20 protein-coding genes are annotated in these 22,794 nt (G+C 42.2%); 12 read left to right on the forward strand and 8 right to left on the reverse strand.

Annotated elements, in window-relative coordinates:
* Positions 1-9 precede the first annotated feature (9 nt).
* The 10 genes from cysE to dtd all read left to right on the forward strand — a co-directional run bounded on the left by cysE (position 10) and on the right by dtd (position 8,871).
* Complete coding sequence (cysE, locus tag D8863_RS01605; protein ID WP_125440888.1) at positions 10-627, forward strand: serine O-acetyltransferase; 618 nt, start codon at positions 10-12, stop codon at positions 625-627.
* Between the two features lie 49 nt (positions 628-676).
* Positions 677-877: a YdeI/OmpD-associated family protein gene (locus D8863_RS01610; RefSeq protein ID WP_002882686.1), complete on the forward strand. Its 201-nt coding sequence runs from the start codon at positions 677-679 to the stop codon at positions 875-877.
* 13 nt (positions 878-890) lie between these two features.
* Positions 891-1,655 (forward strand): nucleoside phosphorylase, encoded by a 765-nt coding sequence (locus D8863_RS01615; protein ID WP_125440889.1) that lies wholly within the window; start codon positions 891-893, stop codon positions 1,653-1,655.
* Positions 1,656-1,663: 8 nt separating this feature from the next.
* On the forward strand, positions 1,664-2,185 hold the full coding sequence (locus D8863_RS01620; protein WP_000301981.1) for a dihydrofolate reductase family protein: 522 nt from the start codon (positions 1,664-1,666) through the stop codon (positions 2,183-2,185).
* Positions 2,186-2,202: 17 nt separating this feature from the next.
* A complete protein-coding gene (gene cysS / locus D8863_RS01625; protein ID WP_125440890.1) occupies positions 2,203-3,546 on the forward strand; it encodes a cysteine--tRNA ligase in 1,344 nt (447 codons plus the stop codon).
* Entirely contained in the window at positions 3,539-3,925 is a 387-nt protein-coding gene (locus D8863_RS01630) for a Mini-ribonuclease 3 (RefSeq protein ID WP_000567909.1), read from the forward strand. The genes cysS and D8863_RS01630 overlap by 8 nt, the downstream gene beginning before the upstream one ends.
* A gap of 3 nt (positions 3,926-3,928) precedes the next feature.
* Positions 3,929-4,798: a helix-turn-helix domain-containing protein gene (locus D8863_RS01635; RefSeq protein WP_125440891.1), complete on the forward strand. Its 870-nt coding sequence runs from the start codon at positions 3,929-3,931 to the stop codon at positions 4,796-4,798.
* Positions 4,799-4,912: 114 nt separating this feature from the next.
* Positions 4,913-6,043, forward strand: a complete 1,131-nt coding sequence (locus D8863_RS01640) for an ABC transporter ATP-binding protein (protein WP_000229944.1) — start codon at positions 4,913-4,915, stop codon at positions 6,041-6,043.
* 138 nt (positions 6,044-6,181) lie between these two features.
* Positions 6,182-8,398, forward strand: coding sequence for a RelA/SpoT family protein (locus tag D8863_RS01645; protein ID WP_001123776.1), 2,217 nt, complete (start codon positions 6,182-6,184; stop codon positions 8,396-8,398).
* 29 nt (positions 8,399-8,427) lie between these two features.
* Complete coding sequence (gene dtd, locus D8863_RS01650) at positions 8,428-8,871, forward strand: D-aminoacyl-tRNA deacylase (protein ID WP_125440892.1); 444 nt, start codon at positions 8,428-8,430, stop codon at positions 8,869-8,871.
* Between the two features lie 30 nt (positions 8,872-8,901).
* On the opposite strand, the gene D8863_RS01655 is transcribed toward dtd, so the two are convergent.
* From D8863_RS01655 to D8863_RS01680, 6 genes are all read right to left on the reverse strand, one after another.
* The gene (locus D8863_RS01655) at positions 8,902-9,315 is read right to left on the reverse strand and encodes a hypothetical protein (protein ID WP_125440893.1); all 414 of its coding nucleotides are present in this window, start codon (positions 9,313-9,315) and stop codon (positions 8,902-8,904) included.
* 107 nt (positions 9,316-9,422) lie between these two features.
* Entirely contained in the window at positions 9,423-10,073 is a 651-nt protein-coding gene (locus D8863_RS01660; protein ID WP_125440894.1) for a metal-dependent transcriptional regulator, read from the reverse strand.
* Between the two features lie 83 nt (positions 10,074-10,156).
* Complete coding sequence (gene tpx / locus D8863_RS01665) at positions 10,157-10,651, reverse strand: thiol peroxidase (RefSeq protein WP_125440895.1); 495 nt, start codon at positions 10,649-10,651, stop codon at positions 10,157-10,159.
* A 122-nt stretch (positions 10,652-10,773) separates the two neighbouring features.
* Positions 10,774-11,703, reverse strand: a complete 930-nt coding sequence (gene psaA / locus D8863_RS01670) for a metal ABC transporter substrate-binding lipoprotein/adhesin PsaA (protein ID WP_125440896.1) — start codon at positions 11,701-11,703, stop codon at positions 10,774-10,776.
* Positions 11,704-11,734: 31 nt separating this feature from the next.
* Positions 11,735-12,583, reverse strand: coding sequence for a metal ABC transporter permease (locus D8863_RS01675; protein ID WP_000559787.1), 849 nt, complete (start codon positions 12,581-12,583; stop codon positions 11,735-11,737).
* Positions 12,580-13,302, reverse strand: coding sequence for a metal ABC transporter ATP-binding protein (locus D8863_RS01680; protein ID WP_125440897.1), 723 nt, complete (start codon positions 13,300-13,302; stop codon positions 12,580-12,582). Before D8863_RS01680 ends, D8863_RS01675 begins: the two co-directional genes overlap by 4 nt.
* Positions 13,303-13,479: 177 nt before the next feature.
* Here D8863_RS01680 and pepO point away from each other — a divergent pair, with 177 nt between their 5' ends.
* Positions 13,480-15,372 carry an endopeptidase PepO gene (gene pepO / locus D8863_RS01685; protein ID WP_125440898.1) on the forward strand — a complete coding sequence of 631 codons (1,893 nt, stop codon included), beginning with the start codon at positions 13,480-13,482 and terminating at the stop codon, positions 15,370-15,372.
* Between the two features lie 38 nt (positions 15,373-15,410).
* Here the strand turns inward: pepO and D8863_RS01690 are convergent, their stop codons facing one another.
* Both D8863_RS01690 and D8863_RS01695 read right to left on the reverse strand, forming a co-directional pair.
* Positions 15,411-16,040 carry an MBL fold metallo-hydrolase gene (locus D8863_RS01690; protein WP_125440899.1) on the reverse strand — a complete coding sequence of 210 codons (630 nt, stop codon included), beginning with the start codon at positions 16,038-16,040 and terminating at the stop codon, positions 15,411-15,413.
* A gap of 101 nt (positions 16,041-16,141) precedes the next feature.
* Complete coding sequence (locus D8863_RS01695; RefSeq protein ID WP_084943827.1) at positions 16,142-17,335, reverse strand: ferredoxin reductase family protein; 1,194 nt, start codon at positions 17,333-17,335, stop codon at positions 16,142-16,144.
* Between the two features lie 552 nt (positions 17,336-17,887).
* Between D8863_RS01695 and D8863_RS01700 the strand changes: the two genes are divergently transcribed.
* Positions 17,888-22,794 (forward strand): YSIRK-type signal peptide-containing protein (locus D8863_RS01700; RefSeq protein WP_125440900.1); only part of this gene is annotated, 4,907 nt, incomplete at its 3' end.

Here is a 22,794-nt window from a genome sequence, read left to right on the forward strand (position 1 = left end):
GAGAAATGTATGGGATGGTGGCGCGAAACCATTGATATCGTGAAAGAAAATGATCCAGCGGCCCGCACCACTTTGGAGGTTTTGCTGACTTATCCAGGTGTTAAGGCCTTAGCTGCCCACCGTCTCTCGCATTTTCTATGGAAGCACGGCTTCAAACTCCTAGCTCGGATGCACAGTCAGTTTTGGCGCTTTTGGACCCAGATTGAGATTCATCCGGGTGCTCAGATAGAATCAGGTGTCTTTATCGACCATGGTTCTGGCTTGGTGATTGGAGAGACGGCGATTGTTGAAAAAGGCGTTCTTCTCTATCACGGAGTGACTCTTGGTGGAACAGGGAAGGATGTTGGCAAACGCCATCCGACTGTGCGTAAAGGAGCTCTCATATCGGCCCATGCCCAAGTTATCGGACCGGTAGAAATCGGTGAAAATGCCAAGGTTGGTGCAGCTGCAGTAGTCGTGGCAGACGTACCTAGTGATGTAACGGTTGTCGGTATTCCGGCTAAGATCGTCCGAGTTCATGGACAGAAGGATGAACCAACGATCCACGAAGTCGAAGAAAAACGCGAGTACTACGTCAATAAACTAGAGCAGGCTAGAGAAGCTAGTCACCATTCATCAAGTCTGTAGGATAGGGTAGCAAAGTTATCGAGGTGAAGTATGACAGGAGGTAAGAACTATGTCAGATTTATCAGATGCAATTTTGAACCAGGCAGTTCTTGAGTTGCAAGAACGCTTGGATGGTCTTGCTAAGGAGCGCTTTATTAAACTGCCACCTAGCCACCAGCGTGAATGGGCTCATTATATCAGTGAAGCCAAAAAAGATGAGACCAAACTGCGCCGTCTAAATAAAATGAAGGCGGATTTGCTGGAGCCTTAAAGAAAGAGAAGTTATGCTATTAGAGGAATTTGAAGATGTAGCAGCAGTTATTGAGCCAACTGAAAAGCCAGTCCATGACAAGGGAGAGGTATGCGAAACCATCATTCTGTCCTTTAATGGCGAAATTCTGAAACGTTTGATTGAGTCAGAAGATGTCTATCCGGGAGGCTATTTGAAAAGCATAAACGGCCATCATCCATGGTATATTTATGGCCAAGGACCTAGCAAGCTAGCAGTTATGTTGGCTCCAATTGGGGCTCCCATGATAGTCGGCCAGCTGGAGGAGTTGGCGGCCAGAGGCTTCAAAAATTTCATCATTTTAGGTTCCTGTGGCGTTTTGGACCGCTCAATTGAGGCGGATAAAATTATCCTGCCTGCAGCTGCATTGCGAGATGAAGGAACTAGCTATCACTATGCCCCACCGGGTGACGAAGTCGCCTATGACGAGTCTCTGCTGATTGAGCTGGAAGCCATCTTTGACAAGCACAATATCGAGCATATCCGCACCAAGGCTTGGACGACTGATGCCTTTTATCGGGAAACGCCTGATAAGGTCAAGCGTCGCTTGGCTGCTGGAGCTCAAGTGGTGGACATGGAAGCTTCAGCTATCATGGCTTGGAGTCAATTTCGCAAGAGTAAAGTCTTTCAGTTCTTCTACACAGCTGACTATGTGGATCATCATAACAGAACCTGGGATGCCCGCCATGAAGAGCGGACAGCTGATGCCATAACTTTTTTCAATATCGCTTTGACAATAGCCAAGGAACTAGAAAGGTAACTACAAGAATGGCAGTATATTTTTACGGCTGTATCACCATGGATGGCTACTTGGCAGACAGCCAGCACAGGATAGACTGGCTGCATCAGCTTGGTTCTGTAGAGGATACAGGCTATGATGACTTTTACAGGCAAATGGATATCACCATCATGGGCAAGCGGACCTTTGAGGAAATCCAAGATTTGCAAGATGTAGAAAGTTTTTATCAAGCTACGGAAAATTATGTCTTTACGCATGATAGGCACCTGCCTGTCAGCAATTACCAGCCAGTAGCTGGGGATGTGGTGGACTTTGTTCGCCAGATTGACAAAGGCAAAAATGTCTTTGTGATTGGTGGTAATTCCTTGGTAGGACCGCTCTTGGATGCGGATCTTTTCGATCACCTCATTATTCAGATAGCGCCCCTTATCCTAGGAAAGGGGGTTCCCCTCTTTACCCAAGAGGAAGGGCAGCGCTTTTACCAACTGGATAGCCTCAGACAATTTGGCCCTTTTGCAGAGCTGGTTTTCAGCCGAAAAAGTCAGAAATAGAGAAGGGAGTGGACCGCATGATTAAAATTTACGACACCATGTCTCGTGATTTGCGAGAATTTGTCCCAATCGAAGAAGGAAAGGTTCGCATGTATGTCTGTGGGCCAACGGTATACAACTATATTCACGTAGGGAATGCCCGTTCGACGGTGGCTTTTGATACCATTCGTCGTTATTTCGAATACCGTGGCTACGAAGTTGCCTATATTTCCAACTTTACAGATGTAGACGATAAGATTATCAACCGTGCCAAGGAAGAAGGTATCACGCCTCTGGAGGTTGCGGACAAGTACATCGCTGCCTTTCGTGAGGATGTGACAGCTTTGGGCGTGAAACCTGCGACTCGCCATCCGCGTGTGGTGGAGTTTATGGCGGGCATCATTCGTTTTGTGGAAGTCTTGATTGAAAAAGGTTATGCTTACGAGAGTCAAGGAGATGTTTACTTCCGCGTGGAAAAATCTCACAACTATGCTAAATTGGCCAATAAAACCTTGGAAGATTTGGAGCTGGGTGCTTCAGGTCGTACCGATGAAGAAACGGCTCGCAAGGAAAATCCTGTAGACTTTGCCCTTTGGAAAGCTGCAAAGCCAGGCGAGATTTCCTGGGATAGCCCTTGGGGACCTGGTCGTCCGGGTTGGCATATTGAATGTTCAGTCATGTCGACAGAGATTTTGGGAGATACCATTGATATCCACGGTGGTGGAGCTGATTTGGAGTTTCCTCACCATACCAACGAAATTGCCCAGTCAGAAGCAAAAACAGGCAAGACTTTTGCTAACTACTGGATGCACAATGGCTTTGTCAATATCGACAATGTTAAGATGTCTAAGTCCTTGGGCAACTTTATAACCGTACACGATGCCCTCAAAACCCTCGATGGGCAAGTGTTGCGTTTCTTCTTTGCGACTCAGCATTACCGTAAGCCTATCAACTTTACCGAAAAAGCAGTGCGAGACGCCGAAACTAATCTCAAATATCTGAAGAACACTTACGAACAACCATTTACAGGAAACGTGGATACCCAAGAGTTACAAGCTTTTAAAGACAAGTTTGTTGCCGCTATGGATGAGGATTTCAACTCCGCCAACGGTATCACAGTTGTCTTTGAAATGGCCAAATGGATCAACTCAGGAAACTATGATGCAAGTGTTAAGGAAGCTCTTGCGGATATGTTGGAGGTCTTTGGGATTGTCTTTGTTGAGGAAGTTTTGGATGCAGAGATTGAAGCTTTGATCCAAAAACGTCAAGAAGCGCGTGCCAATCGTGACTTTGCGACAGCAGACCAAATCCGTGACCAATTAGCGACTCAAGGAATTAAGCTCCTTGATACCAAGGATGGAGTGAGGTGGACTCGTGATTGATGTCAATCTCATTAACGGGATTGCGCTAGCTTTTGAAGGAGATGCAGTTTACTCCATGTATATCCGTCGCCATCTCATCCTTAAAGGCATGACCAAACCCAACAAACTCCACCAAGAGGCGACTAAGTATGTCTCAGCCAAGGCTCAGGCTCGCTTGATTGCCCTCATGTTGGAGGAGCAAGTCCTGACGGAAAAAGAAGAAGAAATCTATAAACGTGGTCGCAATACCAATAGCCACACAAAGGCTAAAAATGCTGATGTGGTGACTTACCGCATGTCTACAGGTTTTGAAGCAGTCATGGGCTATCTCCATCTGACTGAAAATCTGGAGCGTCTAGAGACCATAATTTCTTGGTGCATCCAAAAAGTGGAGGGCTAGGATATGATTGCAAAAGAACTACAAGACTGGTTTCCAGAGGCTCAGATTTCAGATCAGCCAGTAGAGAAACCAGGCTATCTTACTCTCCCTTTAGCTTCTCAGCAGTGGATTTTACTGGAGGAAGCTGGGCTCAGCGAACGTGAAAAGCAGTTAATTGCCCTTTTGACCCAGCAGGAGCAGGCTCGTTCGCTCAATCCTTGGTATCCCTATCTGATCGAGGGGAAGGGGCAGGCACCGCAAACATTTAAAAAAATTCAGCTGGTTTATTGCCATCTATCCTATTACCAACAGGAAAATCTATCCTCTTGGCTAGACATGATGCGGACTCTTTTTCCCAACTGCCAGACAGTGCTACAGGTTGGGGCTCAGGATTATGTATTTGTTCTTCAACAAGATAAATATAGCTCTGTTCGCTCAATCTTATCTGATATGATTGAAGCGGTTGAGTATGACTTTGGCCTTCGTCTGTCTATCATGTTAGGCCAGGTTTGGTCTCAGACAGGCCCTCAAGCCCTATCAGACTTAATCAAAGCGGAGCGGGATTTGTTTAAAGCTTGGTGGCGCCAAGGTCACCAAGGTGTACACACCTTTTCACAGCTCTATCTATGGAGTATGGGGGAAAGACTTGTGGAACTGAGAGTCATTAAAGAATACCTGCATCAGATGATTTTGGATCAGGATCAGATTCAGGAAATTATCCTTTCTCTCTGGGAAAACAGTGCTGTCCTAACTAAAACGGCCCAGCAACTCTATCTGCACCGCAATTCTCTCCAATACAAGATTGACAAATGGGAAGAATTGACAGGGCTACAGTTGAAGGAATTGACCGACTTGACCTTGTGTTATCAGTTGATTTTACCAGATATTCTTTAAAGTTTTGTGCAAGTTGCACAGAACTTTTTTATTTTTTTGGTCACCTTGCCATAGAAAAGTAAAGCGTTTTCATCTATAATAAAGCTATCAAAAAATAAAAGGAGTTCACCTTCCATGGTAGAATTAAATCTTAAAAACATTTACAAAAAATATCCAAACAGCGAACACTACTCAGTTGAAGACTTCAACTTGGACATCAAAGACAAGGAATTTATCGTTTTCGTAGGTCCTTCAGGATGTGGTAAGTCAACAACTCTTCGTATGATTGCTGGTCTTGAAGACATTACTGAAGGTACTGCATCTATCGATGGTGTGGTTGTCAACGACGTAGCTCCAAAAGACCGTGACATCGCCATGGTATTCCAAAACTACGCTCTTTACCCACACATGACTGTTTATGACAACATGGCTTTCGGTTTGAAATTGCGTAAATACAGCAAGGAAGATATCGACAAACGTGTGCAAGAAGCTGCAGCAATCCTTGGCTTGAAAGAGTTCTTGGATCGTAAACCTGCTGACCTTTCTGGTGGTCAACGTCAACGTGTTGCCATGGGTCGTGCCATCGTCCGTGATGCAAAAGTATTCTTGATGGACGAACCTTTGTCAAACTTGGATGCCAAACTTCGTGTATCCATGCGTGCTGAAATCGCGAAAATCCACCGTCGTATCGGAGCTACAACTATCTACGTAACCCACGACCAAACAGAAGCGATGACTCTTGCAGACCGTATCGTTATCATGTCAGCTACTAAGAACCCTGCTGGTACAGGTACTATCGGACGTGTTGAACAAATCGGTACCCCTCAAGAAGTTTACAAAAACCCAGTTAACAAGTTCGTTGCAGGATTTATCGGAAGCCCAGCTATGAACTTCATCAATGTAAAATTAGTTGGTAGCGAAATTGTTTCTGACGGTTTCCGCTTGAAAGTTCCAGAAGGTGCTTTGAAAGTTCTTCGTGACAAAGGCTACGAAGGAAAAGAATTGATCTTCGGTATCCGTCCAGAAGATGTGAATGCAGAACCTGCTTTCCTTGAAACATTCCCAGAATCAGTTGTTAAAGCAACTATCTCTGTATCAGAATTGCTTGGTTCAGAATCTCACCTTTACTGCCAAGTTGGTAAAGACGAATTTGTTGCAAAAGTGGATGCTCGTGACTACTTGCAAACAGGTGCAACAGTTGAACTTGGATTTGACTTGAACAAAGCACACTTCTTCGATGTAGAAACTGAAAAAACAGTCTACTAAGCAAATGAAATGTCAAAACACTGCTAGAGAAATCTGGCAGTGTTTTTTAATGATTGGTATTGGCATAAAAACAGAGCTTTTCTAGTTTTCATATCCTTAAAAAAGTGATAAAATGGTAGGAAGGATTGGAGAGTATAGATGCCGAAAGAAGTGAATTTGACGGGCGATCAGGTAGTCGCTTTAACGAAAGAATATTTAACAAAGGAAGACGTTGCTTTTGTCCAAAAAGCATTGATTTACGCAGTTGATTGTCATAGTGGGCAGTTTCGGAAATCAGGTGAGCCCTATATTATCCATCCCATTCAGGTAGCAGGAATTTTGGCTAAGCTCAAACTGGATGCCGTAACCGTTGCCTGTGGTTTTTTGCATGACGTGGTTGAGGATACAGATGCGACACTGGATGATCTGGAGAGAGAGTTCGGTCATGATGTTCGAATTATCGTTGATGGGGTGACCAAGCTTGGTAAGGTTGAGTACAAATCACTTGAGGAACAATTGGCTGAAAATCACCGCAAAATGCTTATGGCCATGTCTGAGGATATCCGTGTTATCTTGGTTAAATTATCGGACCGTTTGCACAATATGCGGACTCTCAAACACCTGCGAAAGGACAAGCAAGAACGGATTTCCAGAGAAACCATGGAAATTTACGCACCACTTGCTCATCGTCTAGGGATTTCCAGTGTCAAGTGGGAGTTGGAAGATCTATCTTTCCGTTACCTCAATCCAACTGAGTTTTACAAGATAACCCACATGATGAAGGAAAAACGCAGAGAACGTGAGGCTCTGGTCGACGAAGTTGTAACCAAGTTGGAAGAGTACGCTACCGAACGCAATCTCAAAGGGAAAATCTATGGTCGTCCTAAGCATATCTATTCGATCTACCGCAAGATGCAGGATAAGAAGAAACGCTTTGAGGAAATTTATGACCTGATTGCCATTCGCTGTATCTTAGATACCCAGAGTGATGTCTATGCTATGCTGGGTTATGTTCATGAACTTTGGAAACCTATGCCAGGCCGCTTCAAAGACTATATCGCCAATCGTAAGGCCAATGGATATCAGTCTATCCATACGACCGTTTATGGACCAAAAGGGCCGATTGAATTCCAGATTCGGACCAAGGAAATGCACGAAGTGGCTGAGTACGGGGTAGCAGCTCACTGGGCTTATAAGAAAGGCATTAAAGGGCAGGTCAACAGCAAGGAATCTGCTATTGGAATGAACTGGATCAAGGAGATGATGGAGCTCCAAGACCAGGCTGATGATGCAAAGGAATTTGTGGACTCTGTTAAAGAAAACTATCTGGCGGAGGAGATTTACGTCTTTACTCCTGATGGTGCGGTTCGCTCCCTACCAAAAGATTCAGGACCGATTGACTTTGCCTATGAGATCCATACTAAAGTCGGTGAAAAAGCGACTGGTGCCAAGGTCAATGGCCGTATGGTTCCACTGACAACCAAGCTCAAGACAGGGGATCAGGTTGAAATTATCACCAACCCCAACTCCTTTGGTCCGAGTCGTGACTGGCTCAACATGGTCAAGACCAGCAAGGCGCGCAACAAGATTCGTCAGTTCTTTAAAAATCAAGACAAGGAATTATCCGTTAACAAGGGTCGTGAAATGTTGATGGCCCAGTTCCAAGAAAACGGCTATGTAGCCAATAAGTTTATGGACAAGCGTCATATGGACGAGGTCCTTCAAAAGACCAGCTACAAGACAGAGGAGGCTCTCTACGCAGCCATTGGTTTTGGAGAAATTGGCGCTATTACGGTCTTTAACCGCTTGACCGAAAAGGAACGTCGTGAGGAAGAACGCGCTAAGGCCAAGGCGGAAGCAGAAGAGCTTGTCAAAGGTGGCGAAGTTAAGGTCGAAAATAAAGAAACGCTCAAGGTCAAGCATGAGGGTGGTGTGGTCATTGAAGGTGCTTCAGGTCTCCTCGTTCGTATTGCCAAGTGTTGCAATCCAGTGCCGGGTGACGACATTGTCGGTTACATTACTAAGGGACGAGGTGTAGCTATTCACCGTGTGGACTGTATGAATCTCCGTGCCCAAGAAAACTATGAGCAACGTCTCCTTGATGTGGAGTGGGAAGATCAATTCTCAAGCAAGGAATACACCGCCCACATCGATATCTATGGTCTCAACCGTACAGGGCTCTTAAATGATGTTTTACAAGTTCTCTCAAACACGACCAAGAATATCTCAACCGTTAATGCTCAACCAACTAAGGATATGAAATTTGCTAATATCCATGTCTCATTTGGTATTTCCAACCTCTCTACACTGACCACAGTCGTGGACAAGATTAAGAGTGTGCCAGAGGTTTACTCTGTCAAACGGACCAACGGCTAATTCTCTCTTCAGTTAGCAGAAAGGCTATTATGAAAATCATCATTCAACGAGTCAAGAAAGCCCAAGTCAGTATCGAAGGTCAGGTTCATGGGAAAATCAATCAGGGACTCTTATTACTGGTCGGTGTTGGCCCAGAGGACCAAGAGGAAGATCTGGACTATGCTGTGAGAAAGCTCGTCAACATGCGGATTTTTTCTGATGCAGAAGGCAAGATGAATCTGTCTGTCAAGGATATTGAAGGAGAAATCCTTTCTATTTCCCAGTTTACCCTCTTTGCAGATACCAAGAAAGGTAATCGTCCAGCTTTTACAGGTGCCGCCAAGCCGGATATGGCAGCTGCATTCTATGAGGCTTTAAACCAAAAGCTAGCTCAGGAAGTCCCTGTTCAGACAGGTATTTTTGGAGCGGATATGCAGGTGGAGCTGGTCAATGATGGACCAGTCACCATCATTCTTGATACTAAAAATAGATAAGAAAACCAAGCCAGCTGGCTTGGTTTTTGTTTATAGACACTCCCAGAAAGAGATGTGTTTGTCGCAAAAGTCTGAATAGTTTTCTCTTAGGTGGGCAGCCGTCATATAATATAAAGTAGAATGACAACCAGTGACGATTGGCATAAGAGAGGAAAATCGTTGAGAACTAGTGAAGGCTAAAAGGACAAATAATAGAAAATCAATGGTGAGAACCCCTAAATAGTAGAAGCGAATTTTTTTGTTCATCTGGGGATAAATCTCAACGAAATGATGTTTGAGTCGGTTGACCAAGCGAAATAGCAGTAGTCCCTGAGCAAGGATGAAAATAAAACCAGAGAGCAGGAGCCAGTCTACAGAGAGATCGGTTTTGGAGATAAAAATTGCTAATAGTAGCAAATCGCAGAGTGCAATGGCTGCAAAATGGATTCTAAAGAGCTTTTTCATAGGAAGACCTCCCTCTTTTATCTAGCTTCATTCTACACCAAATGAATTGGACTTACAAGCAAAATAATAAAAAATCCCTGAAAGGAATTTCTTTTAGGAATAAGGGCTTAGTTGATTTTTTCGACATAGAGTTGTTTGGCGATATCGATGCTAACTTGGAGGTCTTCACCTTTGTTGACCAGTGTAAAGGTATTGGAAAAATTATCAAACTGCTTGACTTTGACTTGGTCACCGATATGGATTTCATGCTTTTCTAGATATTTGAGTAGTTCAAAACTATCATGAACGCGAGTCAGGAGATAGGTTCCAGCTTCTTGGACGTCTGCCAGTGGTAAGTTGTTGATTTCAACCAAGAGCTCTCCCTTGGCTGGGATGGTTCCTCCGTGGGGACAGGTTTTAGGGAAGCCCAGGAGTTTATCCAGTCTCTCTACAAATAGGTCAGAGACTGTGTGTTCTAGGACCTCAGCTTCTTCGTGGATTTGATCGCTAGTATAGTCTAGATGGTGAACTAGAAAGACTTCAATCAAACGGTGTTTACGATAGAGCTCAGAGACCAGTTTGAGGCCAATATCTGTCAATAGATAGCCGTTCTCCTTATCCTTGAGGATGAGATTTTCACTTTTCATGCGTTTGATCATCTCTGTTACAGCAGGTGGAGAGACTTGCATACGGGTAGCAATTTCCTTATTGGTGATTTTCTGCATCTCCGTACCGATTTCATAAATACATTTTAGGTAGTCTTCTTTATTTGGCGTCATTCGTTTCCTCTTGTCTTTTCTCTCCATCTAGTATACCAAAAAAAGCTAGATTTCTCTAGCTTTCTGCCCTAATGGCTTTGATTTTAGTCCAGTTCTTTCACTGCAGCAATGGCAGCTTCAAAGTCTGGTTCCGTGTTAATGTTGTCAACGTATTCCACGTAACGGACGACATTGTCAGTATCGAGAACAAAGACAGCACGTGCAAGGAGATGCCATTCGTTGATCAAGAGGGCATAATCACGCCCGAAAGAATGGTCAAAATAGTCTGAAAGCATGATGGCATTGTCAAGGCCTTCAGCCCCACACCAGCGTCCTTGGGCAAATGGTAGGTCCATAGAAACAGTAAGGACGACGGTATTGTCGAGGTTAGCTAGTTCTTGGTTGAATCGACGTGTTTGCGTTGAGCAGATACCAGTATCGATAGAAGGGACAACACTCAAGACTTTTTTCTTTCCATCAAAGTCAGCTAGCGTTTTTTTAGAGAGATCGGTTGTCGTAAGAGAAAAGTCAAGTGCCTTGTCTCCGACTTGCAGTTGTTTACCTGTAAAAGTTACAGGATTTCCGAGAAAAGTGGTCATGAAACTACTCCATTCTTTTTTCTTTTATTTTACCGAGAATTGTCAGATTTTTCCAATGATTTGACTGGAAATTAAAAGAGAAAAAAACGACCGTTCATGTGAGAACGACGTTTTTTAATGGATTACTTAGACAAACCTTCAGCGATCTTGTCAAGGTTGTATTTCATCATGCTGTAGTAGCTGTCGCCTTCTTTGCCTTCTTCAGCGATTGAGTCAGTAAAGATTTGTGCGTAGATTGGGATGTTTGTGTCTTGTGAAACAGTCTTCATTGGACGGTCATCGACACTTGATTCAACAAAGAGGGATGGAACTTTTGTTTGGCGAAGTTTTTCAACCAAGGTTTTGATTTGTTCAGGAGTTCCTTCTTCTTCAGTGTTGATTTCCCAGATATAGGCACTTGGGACACCGTAGGCTTTAGAGAAGTATTTGAAGCATCCTTCGCTGGTTACGATCAATTTCTTCTCAGCAGGGATGTTGTTAAATTTCTCTTTAGCTTCCTTGTCAAGTTTGTCTAGCTTATCAGTATATTCTTTGAGATTTTTTTCGTAGAATTCCTTGTTGCTAGGGTCTTTAGCGCTCAATTGTTTTGCGATATTCTTAGCAAAAATAATCCCGTTTTCAAGGTTAAGCCAAGCGTGTGGATCTTCTTTGCCTTTTTCGTTTTGACCTTCAAGGTAGATAACATCAACGCCTTCGCTGACTGCAAAGTAGTCTTTGTTTTCAGTTTTCTTAGCATTTTCTACCAATTTTGTAAACCAAGCATTGCCACCTGTTTCAAGGTTGATACCGTTATAGAAAATCAAATCAGCTTGAGAAGTTTTCTTAACGTCTTCAGGGAGTGGTTCGTATTCGTGTGGGTCTTGGCCAACAGGAACGATACTGTGAAGATCAATCTTGTCACCAGCAATATTTTTAGTAATATCAGCGATGATTGAGTTTGTAGCAACAACTTTTAGTTTTTGACCAGAAGCTGCATCTTTTTTTCCACTTGCACATGCTACAAGAGCAATGACGGAAAGAAAGAGAACGAGTAATGTACCTAATTTTTTCATTAGATCCTCCAATTTATTGGGGTTTTGCCCCTTATTTTAACAAATGTTTATTTTTCAGTTTCAAATATCGTTGTTTTGGAGCGATAAAGAAGCTAATGAGAAAGAAACTAGCAGCTGTAAGCACGATACTAGAACCTGCCGCAACGTTAAAGCTATAGCCGATAAAGAGTCCCAAAACCGAAGCAGTAGCTCCAAAGGTTGAGGAAAGGAAAATCATGCTTTTCAGGCTATTAGCATACAGATAAGCAGTTGCAGCTGGGGTAATCAGCATGGCTACAATCAGGATAGTTCCGACACTTTGCATGGCTGTCACAGACACGAGAGTCAGGAGTACCATGAGAAGGTAGTGATAGAAATTGACAGGCATTCCCATGGCTTTGGCCAAGAGTTCATCAAAGGAAGTTATCAAGAGTTGCTTGAAGAAAATCCAGATTAACAAGAGAATGACTGCCCCAACACCCATAGTAATAAACATATCCGTATCTTGGACGGCTAGGATATTACCAAAAAGGATATGGAAAAGGTCAGTTGAACTTTTAGCGACACTAATCAAGATGATACCGAGGGCTAAGAAAGAAGAAAAGGTAATGCCGATGGCGGTATCGCTTTTGATAATCGAGTTTCCCTTGATGTAGGTAATGATGATGGCAGCTAGCAATCCAAAGACAATGGCTCCGATAAAGAAGTCAAGGCCTAAGATAAAGGAGAGGGCTACCCCTGGTAAGACAGCATGTGAAATGGCATCTCCCATGAGTGACATCCCGCGTAGGATGATGAAACATCCTACAGCTCCAGCTACGACCCCGACGACAATGGCTGTTATCAAGGCATTTTGTAAGAAATGGAATTTTTGCAATCCATCGATAAATTCTGCAATCATAGGTCACCTCCATTGAAAAAGAGTCGATTACCGTAAGCTTCTTTGAGATTGGCTTCGGTAAAGGTTTCTTTGGTTGGACCAAAGGCAATCACTTCTCGATTGACAAGCAAGACTTGATCGAAGTAGTGGGGAACCTTGCTGAGGTCGTGGTGGACGATGAGAACCGTCTTCCCAGCTTTTTTCAGATCTCTCAGCGTATTCATGATGATTTCCTCACTGACAGAGTCAATCCCAACAAAGGGTTCATCCAAGAGGATATAGTCGGCTTCCTGTACCAAACATCTGGCAATCAAGACCCGCTGGAATTGACCTCCAGACAGTTGACTGATTTGCCGTTCAGCATAGTCAGCTAGACCGACGATTTCAAGGGCTTCTTGCACTTTCTTCCAATGTTTAGCCTTTAAACTTCGAAAGAGAGGGATAGAGGGAAAGAGTCCTAACGAGACACATTCCTTGACCTTGATGGGAAAGTTGTAGTCGATATTGATTTTTTGTTCGACATAGGCGATTCGGTGTAAGGATTTTTTAACTTCCTTGTCATCGAGAAATGCCTGACCTTGATGTGGGATGATTCCCAGCATCCCTTTTAATAATGTTGATTTCCCAGCACCGTTTGGACCAATGATACCGGTAATTGTTGGTCCATGGAGCGCTAGTGAAATATCCTTAAGTGCCAACGTTTCTTTGTAGGAGACGCTGAGGTTTTCGATACGTATCATAAACTTGTATTCCTCCTGCCTCTTAATATACCTTAAAAAAAAAATTAAGTCAAGTTAATTTTTGAAAAAATTAAAATAATAACTGAAAAATGATAGAAAAGGAAAGTTCATTTTTAATTGCATTCCCAGGTAATTTTTGTTAAGCTAAAAACAAGTACAAATGAAAGCGAGAACAAGATGACACGTTATCAAGATGATTTTTATGATGCAATCAATGGAGAATGGCAGAAGACAGCTGAAATTCCAGCAGATAAGTCTCAAACTGGAGGTTTTGTTGATTTAGACCAGGAAATTGAAGACTTGATGCTGGCGACAACAGACAAGTGGTTGGCAGGTGAAGAGGTGCCTGAGGATGCTATCTTGGCAAACTTTGTCAAATACCACCGCCTAGTTCGTGATTTTGACAAGAGAGAAGCTGACGGTATTACACCTGTTTTGCCTCTTCTTAAAGAATTCCAAGAATTGGAGACTTTTGCAGATTTTACAGCTAAACTAGCAGAGTTTGAGCTTGCAGGAAAACCAAACTTTCTTCCTTTTGGTGTATCGCCAGACTTTATGGATGCCAGAATCAATGTTCTATGGGCCAGTGCTCCAAGCACAATTCTGCCAGACACGACCTACTATGCAGAAGACCATCCTCAGCGAGAGGAACTCTTGACTCTTTGGAAAGAAACTAGCGCAAATCTCCTCAAGGCTTATGATTTCTCTGATGAAGAAATTGAAGACTTGCTTGAGAAAAGACTAGAATTGGACCGCCGAATTGCAGCAGTGGTGCTTTCTAATGAAGAAAGTTCAGAATATGCTAAACTCTACCATCCATATTCTTATGAAGATTTCAAAAAATTCGCGCCTGCCCTACCTTTGGATGACTTCTTCCAAGCCGTTCTTGGACAAGTACCAGACAAGGTGATCGTAGACGAGGAACGTTTCTGGCAAGCAGCAGAGCAATTCTATAGTGAAGAAGCCTGGCCTCTCCTCAAGGCAACCTTGATTTTGAGTGTTGTCAATCTGTCAACCAGCTATTTAACAGAAGAAATCCGTGTCTTGTCAGGTGCCTATAGCCGTGCGCTTTCTGGAGTTCCAGAAGCCAAAGACAAGGTTAAGGCAGCCTACCAGTTAGCACAAGGTCCATTCAAACAAGCCTTGGGGCTCTGGTATGCCCATGAAAAATTCTCTCCAGAAGCCAAAGCGGACGTGGAGAAAAAAGTAGCAACCATGATTGATGTCTATAAGGAGCGTTTGGCCAAGAATGACTGGCTAACTCCTGAAACTCGTGACAAGGCCATCGTCAAACTCAATGTCATCAAGCCTTATATTGGTTACCCAGAAGAATTGCCAGAACGCTACAAGGACAAGGTAGTGGATGAGACTGTCAGTCTTTTTGACAATGCTTTAGCCTTTGCGCGTGTGGAAATCAAGCACAGTTGGAGCAAGTGGAATCAGCCTGTCGACTACAAGGAATGGGGTATGCCTGCTCATATGGTCAATGCCTACTACAATCCACAGAAGAACCTGATTGTCTTCCCAGCAGCTATCTTACAGGCACCTTTCTATGACTTGCATCAGTCATCTTCTGCTAACTACGGTGGTATTGGTGCGGTTATTGCCCATGAAATTTCCCACGCTTTTGATACCAACGGAGCTTCCTTTGATGAAAATGGTAGCCTCAAGGATTGGTGGACAGAGAGCGACTATGCTGCCTTCAAGGAGAAAACACAAAAAGTTATCGACCAGTTTGATGGACAGGATTCTTATGGTGCAACCATCAACGGTAAATTGACGGTATCAGAAAACGTGGCTGACTTGGGAGGAATCGCTGCAGCCCTTGAAGCTGCTAAGAGAGAACCAGACTTCTCTGCTGAAGAATTCTTCCACAACTTTGCTCGTATCTGGCGCATGAAAGGCCGTCCTGAGTTGATGAAACTTATGGCCAGTGTCGATGTGCACGCGCCTGCTAAACTCCGTGTCAATGTGCAAGTACCTAACTTCGATGACTTCTTTACAACCTATGATGTCAAAGAAGGCGACGGCATGTGGCGTTCACCAGAGGACCGTGTGATTATTTGGTAAGACAAAAACCAAGGAGATTATCCTTGGTTTTTTGCTTGTTAGAAAAAGGGATTAAAGGTCTTTTCGTGAGCGATAGTCGTAGCTGGACCATGTCCAGGATAGACATCGTAGTTAGGAAGAGTAAAGAGTTGCGTCTGAATGCTATGGAGGAGCTGTTCCGTGCTACCTGTAGGAAGGTCTGTCCGTCCGATGGTTTCTCGGAATAGGGCATCTCCGGTCAAGACTAGATGAGCATCAGGAAAGACGATAGAAACGCCGCCGATAGAGTGTCCTGGAGTTGGTAGAACTGTAAAACGAAATTCCTCAAGCTGGTATTCCTCATGAAAGACGAAGGTGTGCTCTGCTGGTTTTGCGACCACATCTGCCATATCATCGTGACGAGGGAGACCAGAGAGATTATCGACTGGAGTATAAAGCCAAGATGCTTCACTCTCTGCTACATAAACGGGAGGATTTCCAAAAGTTTCACGAACCAAGTCCAGACTCATAATATGGTCGTAGTGGGTGTGGGTCAGGAGAATCGCGCAGACTGGTTTGTTGATTTTTTCGATAGTCTTGCGAATAGCTTCCCAATGGCTACCTGGGTCAACCACAATCAGGTGTTGTTCTCCTTCCAGATAATAAGTGTTTTCATAAGCAACGGGATTCACGGTTTTATGGATTTTCATACTGGCTCCAATCTCAAAGAATGTACTAAACTAAGTATAGCACAGAAGATGGAAATAAAGTGAAAAGAAAGTCCCTCTTTTGTGTTAGAGGGACAATGATCTTATTTAAACTTGAAACCTTCGTAAATGAGTTTTGTTTTGGGATTCTTTTTCTTGATTTGCTTGGCAAGGGCCTTCATCATAGGAAGAGGTCCACACATATAGACTGTAGTCTGGTCAGGGATTTCTTCTTGATCCAAAGTCAGGTATCCTTTTTCATTGCTATCGACCAGCTGCAGGTCAAAGTTAGCATTTTGACGGGCGTAGTCACGAAGTAGATCTAGGTAGACAGCATTTTCCTCTCCACGGAAACTATAGTAGAAGCGGACGTTCCTGTCTAGGATAGGGTGTTCTCGGATATAAGAGATGAAAGGTGTCATTCCAATTCCACCTGCAATCCAGATTTGCTGCTTTGGACCATGTTCCATAGTCATATGTCCATAGGCGCGATCAACTGCAACCTTGCTACCAACTTGAAGATTGTCATAGATATTCTTGGTGTGGTCACCAGAGTTTTTTATCGTAAAATAAAGAGTTCGTCCTTGCCCTCCAGAGATGGAGAAAGGGTGTGGAGCAGTCTCAAAACCTTTTTGGAAAATTTTTAGAAAGGCAAATTGTCCATATTCGTAGGTGAAAGGGTGACTGAGTTCTATTTCAATTTCAGTTGTATCGTGATTGAGGCGTTTGATTCCTACGATTTTTCCAAGATAGGTGAAACCGACCTTTTGATAAAGGAAAATAATATAAAAACCTGCAAGCAAGCCTAAAAGAGCATAGATTCCAAAGATAAGACCTAGGAAACTAAAGGAGAGGAGACGATTTCCCATGATCATCAAAACATGAAAAAGGCCAAAGATATAGGCTAGATAAACCAATCGATGAATCCATCTCCATGCTTCATACTGGATATATTGTCCCAGATAGGCAACCAGAACGATGCTGATAAAGATATAGATAGCGATATTTCCAAACTGGGCGGCTAAATGCGAACCCCAGAGACCGCCCATGCTAAAGTTGTGTAGGGTTAGTAGGAGAATGGATAGAAAAGCGGTGAATTTATGAGCTAGATACATTTTTTCAAGTCCGTTAAACCAAGTTTCAAGTAAGGGTAAACGGCTAGCTAGTATAAAAGTAAGTGAGAGGGTAGTGAGAGCTAAACCAGGGATTAGAAACTGACTAGCACCTGAACTGAGCCAAGCTAGGATAGTCAGAAGCATACTAAGTCCGATAAATAAAATACCTTTTAATGATTTCATAGTAGAATTCCTTTCATGGATTTATCTTATAGTAGATGTAATAATGTTTGTTACATTTTAACAAAAAAAGAATCTCTCGTCAAGGTTTAGGTTCTAGGCCTCTAAGTCAAATCTTCATGATAATCTATAAATAATGGCTAAGAAATATACTGTTAAATTTGTGCACTTCTTATAGAAAATTTTTTGTTATAACAATGTAAGGGAGGGGAAAATTTAACTTCTACAAGACTTTAAAAAATAAATTGATACATTAAAGTGTATTTTATTTAATTTTAAGATAAATGATTCCGTGAATTTACACGCTGTAAACCTACATGAATATTGGTTTTTTAAAGTATTTACCATTAAATTATTTTTGTATTTTTCTAAAATAAAATTATTAAAAATATTGAAAAAGAGAACAGAAAATGTTAGAATGAATATGCATATTGAATATGAGGATATAATCCTTTTGAAATATCAAAATTTAAAAGCCTTTTTAAGGAGAGAAAGAAATTTTGTTTTTCTATATTTCAATATCGACATAATAAAAATAGGGAGGTTGTGTATCTTATGAAGAGTAAGCAACAGGGTTTTAGAACGGAGAAATACATTCGATACGGGATTCGAAAGTATAGTTTAGGAGTAGCATCAGTAGCAATTTCAGCAGGTTTGATGTTTTTGGGCAATGGAGCAGTATCAGCGATGGAACTTCAAGGAGCAGATACTACGCTTGTTTCAACATCGACATTGAATACGGAATCTTTTACGGAAACAGAAAAACCAGAAACTTCGATAGAAAAAGAAAAAGAAGTTGCCCTTAAGACGGTTGATAAAACGGATTTAGTTAAAAAAATTACAGAACTTGAAGAGAAAGTAAAAACAGCAAAGAATATAGATGACATAGTATTATCATCTGCTAAAGAACTATTAGATTCTGCGAAATCTGTCATCTCAAAAGAGATAGTTGAGCAAGAGGAAGTGGATACTGAACTTGCTAAGATTAAAGATTTAATTACGGTATTTGCTGAGTCTGTCGAAGTTGAGAAAATAACGGAATCTACAGAAAAAGTAGAAGAAACAAAAGAAACTGTCGAACCAGTCCAAGAAGGTAAAAAAGTCTTAGAACAAGTTACGTCTGAAGCTGAGGTAACCAATGTTTTAGCAACTGAAGCAGTCCGGAAAAATAAGCTTGAGGCTGAAAACAAAGCGGCAATTGAGGCGGCGATAGCTAATAATAAGGAAGTTATTGCAGAAACTAAAAAAGTCTTAGCGGATGATGCCCTTACAGCTAAACAAATCAATGATCAATTGTCTCGCTTAAATGAATCTATTCTTGCTGTCTACAATGATTTGAAGAAAGCAGGAATCGGAAAAGATGGAAACTTTGGAGTCGCTTTGGCTGCTCAAGATTTCTATGCTGAAGAGGGTTCTAACACAACTCATGCATCGGAAACAAACGCTGCAAATCATACAGGTAAGGATACCTATACGATTCCAGTACAAGAAATTAAATTAATTACAGGTACTGATGCTACAGGGTTAGAGATAGAAGTCTATTCTAATCAGCGAGTTGGCAATGATACAAATGCTGGAAACGGGATGCATACGGAACAAGGTGGAAAGACTGGTCATAACAACAAAGGACGTGTAGATTATCCATTAACTCCTGATGCCGCTAAAAAATTAGCAGAAGAAGCACCACTTTGGAGAAATAAACTCCGTGCGGATGGGTCAAGAATTTCAAACGCTGCGACGTCAATATACTCTGCTAACGGTGGTTATGAATACCTAGCTACAGAAATTTATGGCTATGGGTATGAACAAGGAGTTGACAGAGTTTATATTAAAGGTTTGAAAGATCGTATTGCAGTTACAGAAAAAGCTAAGCAAGCTGGTTGGAGTTTAACTTCTGTAACCCCAACTAACCTTGTGCCGGGATTGACATACGATTCAGAAACAGACACAATTCAAGGAAAAGTTATAGCGGATATTGAAAATGGAGTTTATGATTTACGATTTAATATTACTGCGACCAATACAGATGGTCGAACGGTAACTTTCCAAATTCAGAATCTTCGTGCTGGTTGGGTCGGGTGGCAAGATAGCACGCCTCCTAAAATAAAGTCAGACTCTGAGCGTTATGATCGTAAAGTAGGTGATGATGCTAATGTAAACATTCAATTCTATGACGAATCAGGTGCTAGTGCAACACCAGCAAATAGTCGAGGAACTTATAACTACACGACGGTTGAAGGAAAAGTTGTAAGAGTGCCTCAAAGATTTTCTAGAGCAGTGACAGGAGTTTCAGGATATAACACCATTGGTGAACAATTAGATGATTCTAAAGTCCTAATTCCAGGTACTAGCTATAGTGTTGCAAACAGTACTTCTGATGAGCAAGCTGCTGATCAAACGAATATGGGGAGAGGAATCATTTCTGGAAAATTAACTGAAGCAGGAATTTACACAGTCTCCGTATTTGCAAAAGATTATGATAAATTGGCTAATAATAATGTCTGGAACCAATCTGGACAAGAAGCACATGCTACTGTAACATTAGTCGTGAAACCTAAGGTTGAGGTTCAAAACGTTGAAACTTACTCAACAGTTGTACCAGTTAAAATTTCTAAAGGTGCATCAAGTGCTAAGGTAACAATGCCTGATGGTACTGTAACCAATCTAAAAGCAGTTAATGGCAAATGGCTCGTAGACAGTGCCTCAACCAACACAGCTGTTTCTGAAAATCAAGAATTAGGTATTGTAGATTCCGATACAGTCTTTAATATTCCTGTGACATCAGAGGCAACTGCCAAAGTTGGTGTGGACAATATTAAAGTGGAAGCATCTGTTGAAAATGTTAAGGGAACTTTCTTACGTGAACAAGTTGAGTTAAATGGAACGGATGGGCAAAAACATACTGCTACTTTTAATAAGGCTACCGGACACTGGGAGCTACCTGGCGACTATGCTGAAAGTAAAACACTGAATGGTGATGGTACGATAAGATGGACTAAACGTCAAGTGTACACAGAAGCTCAGCAAGACGGTGGTATGAAATTTTATATCTACGAGTACATTCGACAGCTGGATAGTGCTGGAAAAGTGACAAGTGTAGAAACGCCAACTCGCCCAGAAACGATTTATGTTTCTAAGAATACTAATCAGGTAGGAGATGGAATGTCAGTAACTGTCACTTACAATAAACATTCAAATACCTGGGCGTCATCTGATGGAACTGAAGTGACTGCTACTAAGCTTGAAAATGACTCTTGGGAAGTTCATACTAAGTCAGGATTTGGTGGTATTATTAGAGGGACTATTGCCACAAATACGGATGTGGCAACTGTAGTAAATACAAAACCAACAGCAACTTCACAAGATTATACTTCAACAAAAGGTACAGCTGTTGACCTTCGTAATGAAGCAAAAGCTGCAGTAAGCATCTCAGACTCTGAAGATACTAAATATGGAAAAACTACCTATATCACTAGAATCACAGTAACATCGCCTTCAGGAGTTCAAAAAGTATTTGATACCAAACAAGATGCAAATAACTATAATATTGCTAGTGGATATAGCTTAAATGAAGTAGGAGTATATACTGTTAAGATTGATGTTATTGATAGTAATGGAAATTATACTACTGAAGCAACAATCGGTGGAACTGAGTCGGGAATTGATCATGGAGTTGATTCATCAACCGCTACAACAACCTACCATATTACAGTAACTGATACGATTGAAGGACATAATGTGACTTCGACTGATATTCAAGGTGCTACTCAAAAAGAAACTCCAACCTTTACATCTGTTGGAGATGGATCACCAGTAAAACCAAGTGCTTCTTCGCCTGCTAAGTTAGTAGATCCAAAAACAGGTGGATTTGTTGATACTCTAACAATTGATGGTCAGGGTACCTACTCAATTGATAATGAAACAGGCAGAGTAACCTTTGTTCCATTGAAGACATTTACAGGTACAGCAACACCTGTCACAGTTTCACTTACTGCAAAATTAGGAAAAGATGCTAATGATACGGATATTACAGCAACTGCTACAGCGACGTATACTCCAACTGTAATACCTGTTAAACCAACTTCTACAGATGATGAATCTGAAGGACCTAAAGGACAAACACAAAACGGTACACCAACTTTTACTGGTGGTAAAGTTGAAGTAAACGGTGTAGAGAAGACTGTTGAAATTGATGAAAATGTTAAACCAACCTTTGATGATGGCACAACTAAGAAAGTTGTTCCGGGAGAAGGAACTTATACCATTGATGAAAATGGTGTGGTAACTTTCACACCAGAAAAAGACTTTGTTGGGAAGGCTTCAGGAGTTACAGTCAAACGAGTTGATAAGAACGGAACAGAAATAACTGCAAAATACACTCCGACTGTCCGTCCAATTACTTCATTTGTAGATACTAAGGGGAATACATTAATTCCAAGCGAAGACGGCGAACAACCTAAGAAAGATATTCCAGGTTACCGCTTCGTAGAGACGAAGAAACTTCCAAACGGCGACACAGAACATGTTTATGAGAAGGTTAAGACCAGTCACAAGGATAAGGAAGGCAATGACATTCCAGGTTATCCAAGCGAAGACGGCGAACAACCGAAGAAGGATATTCCAGGTTACCGCTTCGTAGAGACTAAGAAACTTCCAAATGGCGACACAGAGCACGTTTATGAGAAGGTTAAGACCAGTCACAAGGATAAGGAAGGCAACGAAATTCCAGGACATCCAACCGAAGACGGTGAACAACCTAAGAAGGATATTCCAGGTTACCGCTTCGTAGAGACTAAGAAACTTCCAAATGGCGACACAGAACACGTTTATGAGAAGGTTAAGACTAGTCATAAGGATAAGGAAGGGAACGACATTCCAGGACATCCAACCGAAGACGGCCAACAACCCAAGAAAGATATTCCAGGTTACCGTTTCGTAGAGACCAAGAAACTTCCAAATGGCGACACAGAACACGTTTATGAGAAGGTTAAGACCAGTCATAAGGATAAGGAAGGGAACGACATTCCAGGCCACCCAACCGAGGACGGTGAACAACCTAAGAAAGATATTCCAGGCTACCGCTTCGTAGAGACGAAGAAACTTCCAAACGGCGACACAGAACACGTTTATGAGAAGGTTAAGACTAGTCACAAGGATAAGGAAGGCAATGAAATTCCAGGTTATCCAACCGAAGACGGCCAACAACCTAAGAAAGATATTCCAGGNTACCGCTTCGTAGAGACGAAGAAACTTCCAAACGGCGACACAGAACATGTTTATGAGAAGGTTAAGACCAGTCATAAGGATAAGGAAGGCAATGAAATTCCAGGACATCCAACCGAAGACGGTGAACAACCTAAGAAGGATATTCCAGGCTACCGCTTCGTAGAGACGAAGAAACTTCCAAACGGCGACACAGAACATGTTTATGAGAAGGTTAAGACTAGTCATAAGGATAAGGA

It is taken from the genome of Streptococcus oralis (genome assembly GCF_003943825.1).
Classification (GTDB): domain Bacteria; phylum Bacillota; class Bacilli; order Lactobacillales; family Streptococcaceae; genus Streptococcus; species Streptococcus oralis_CD.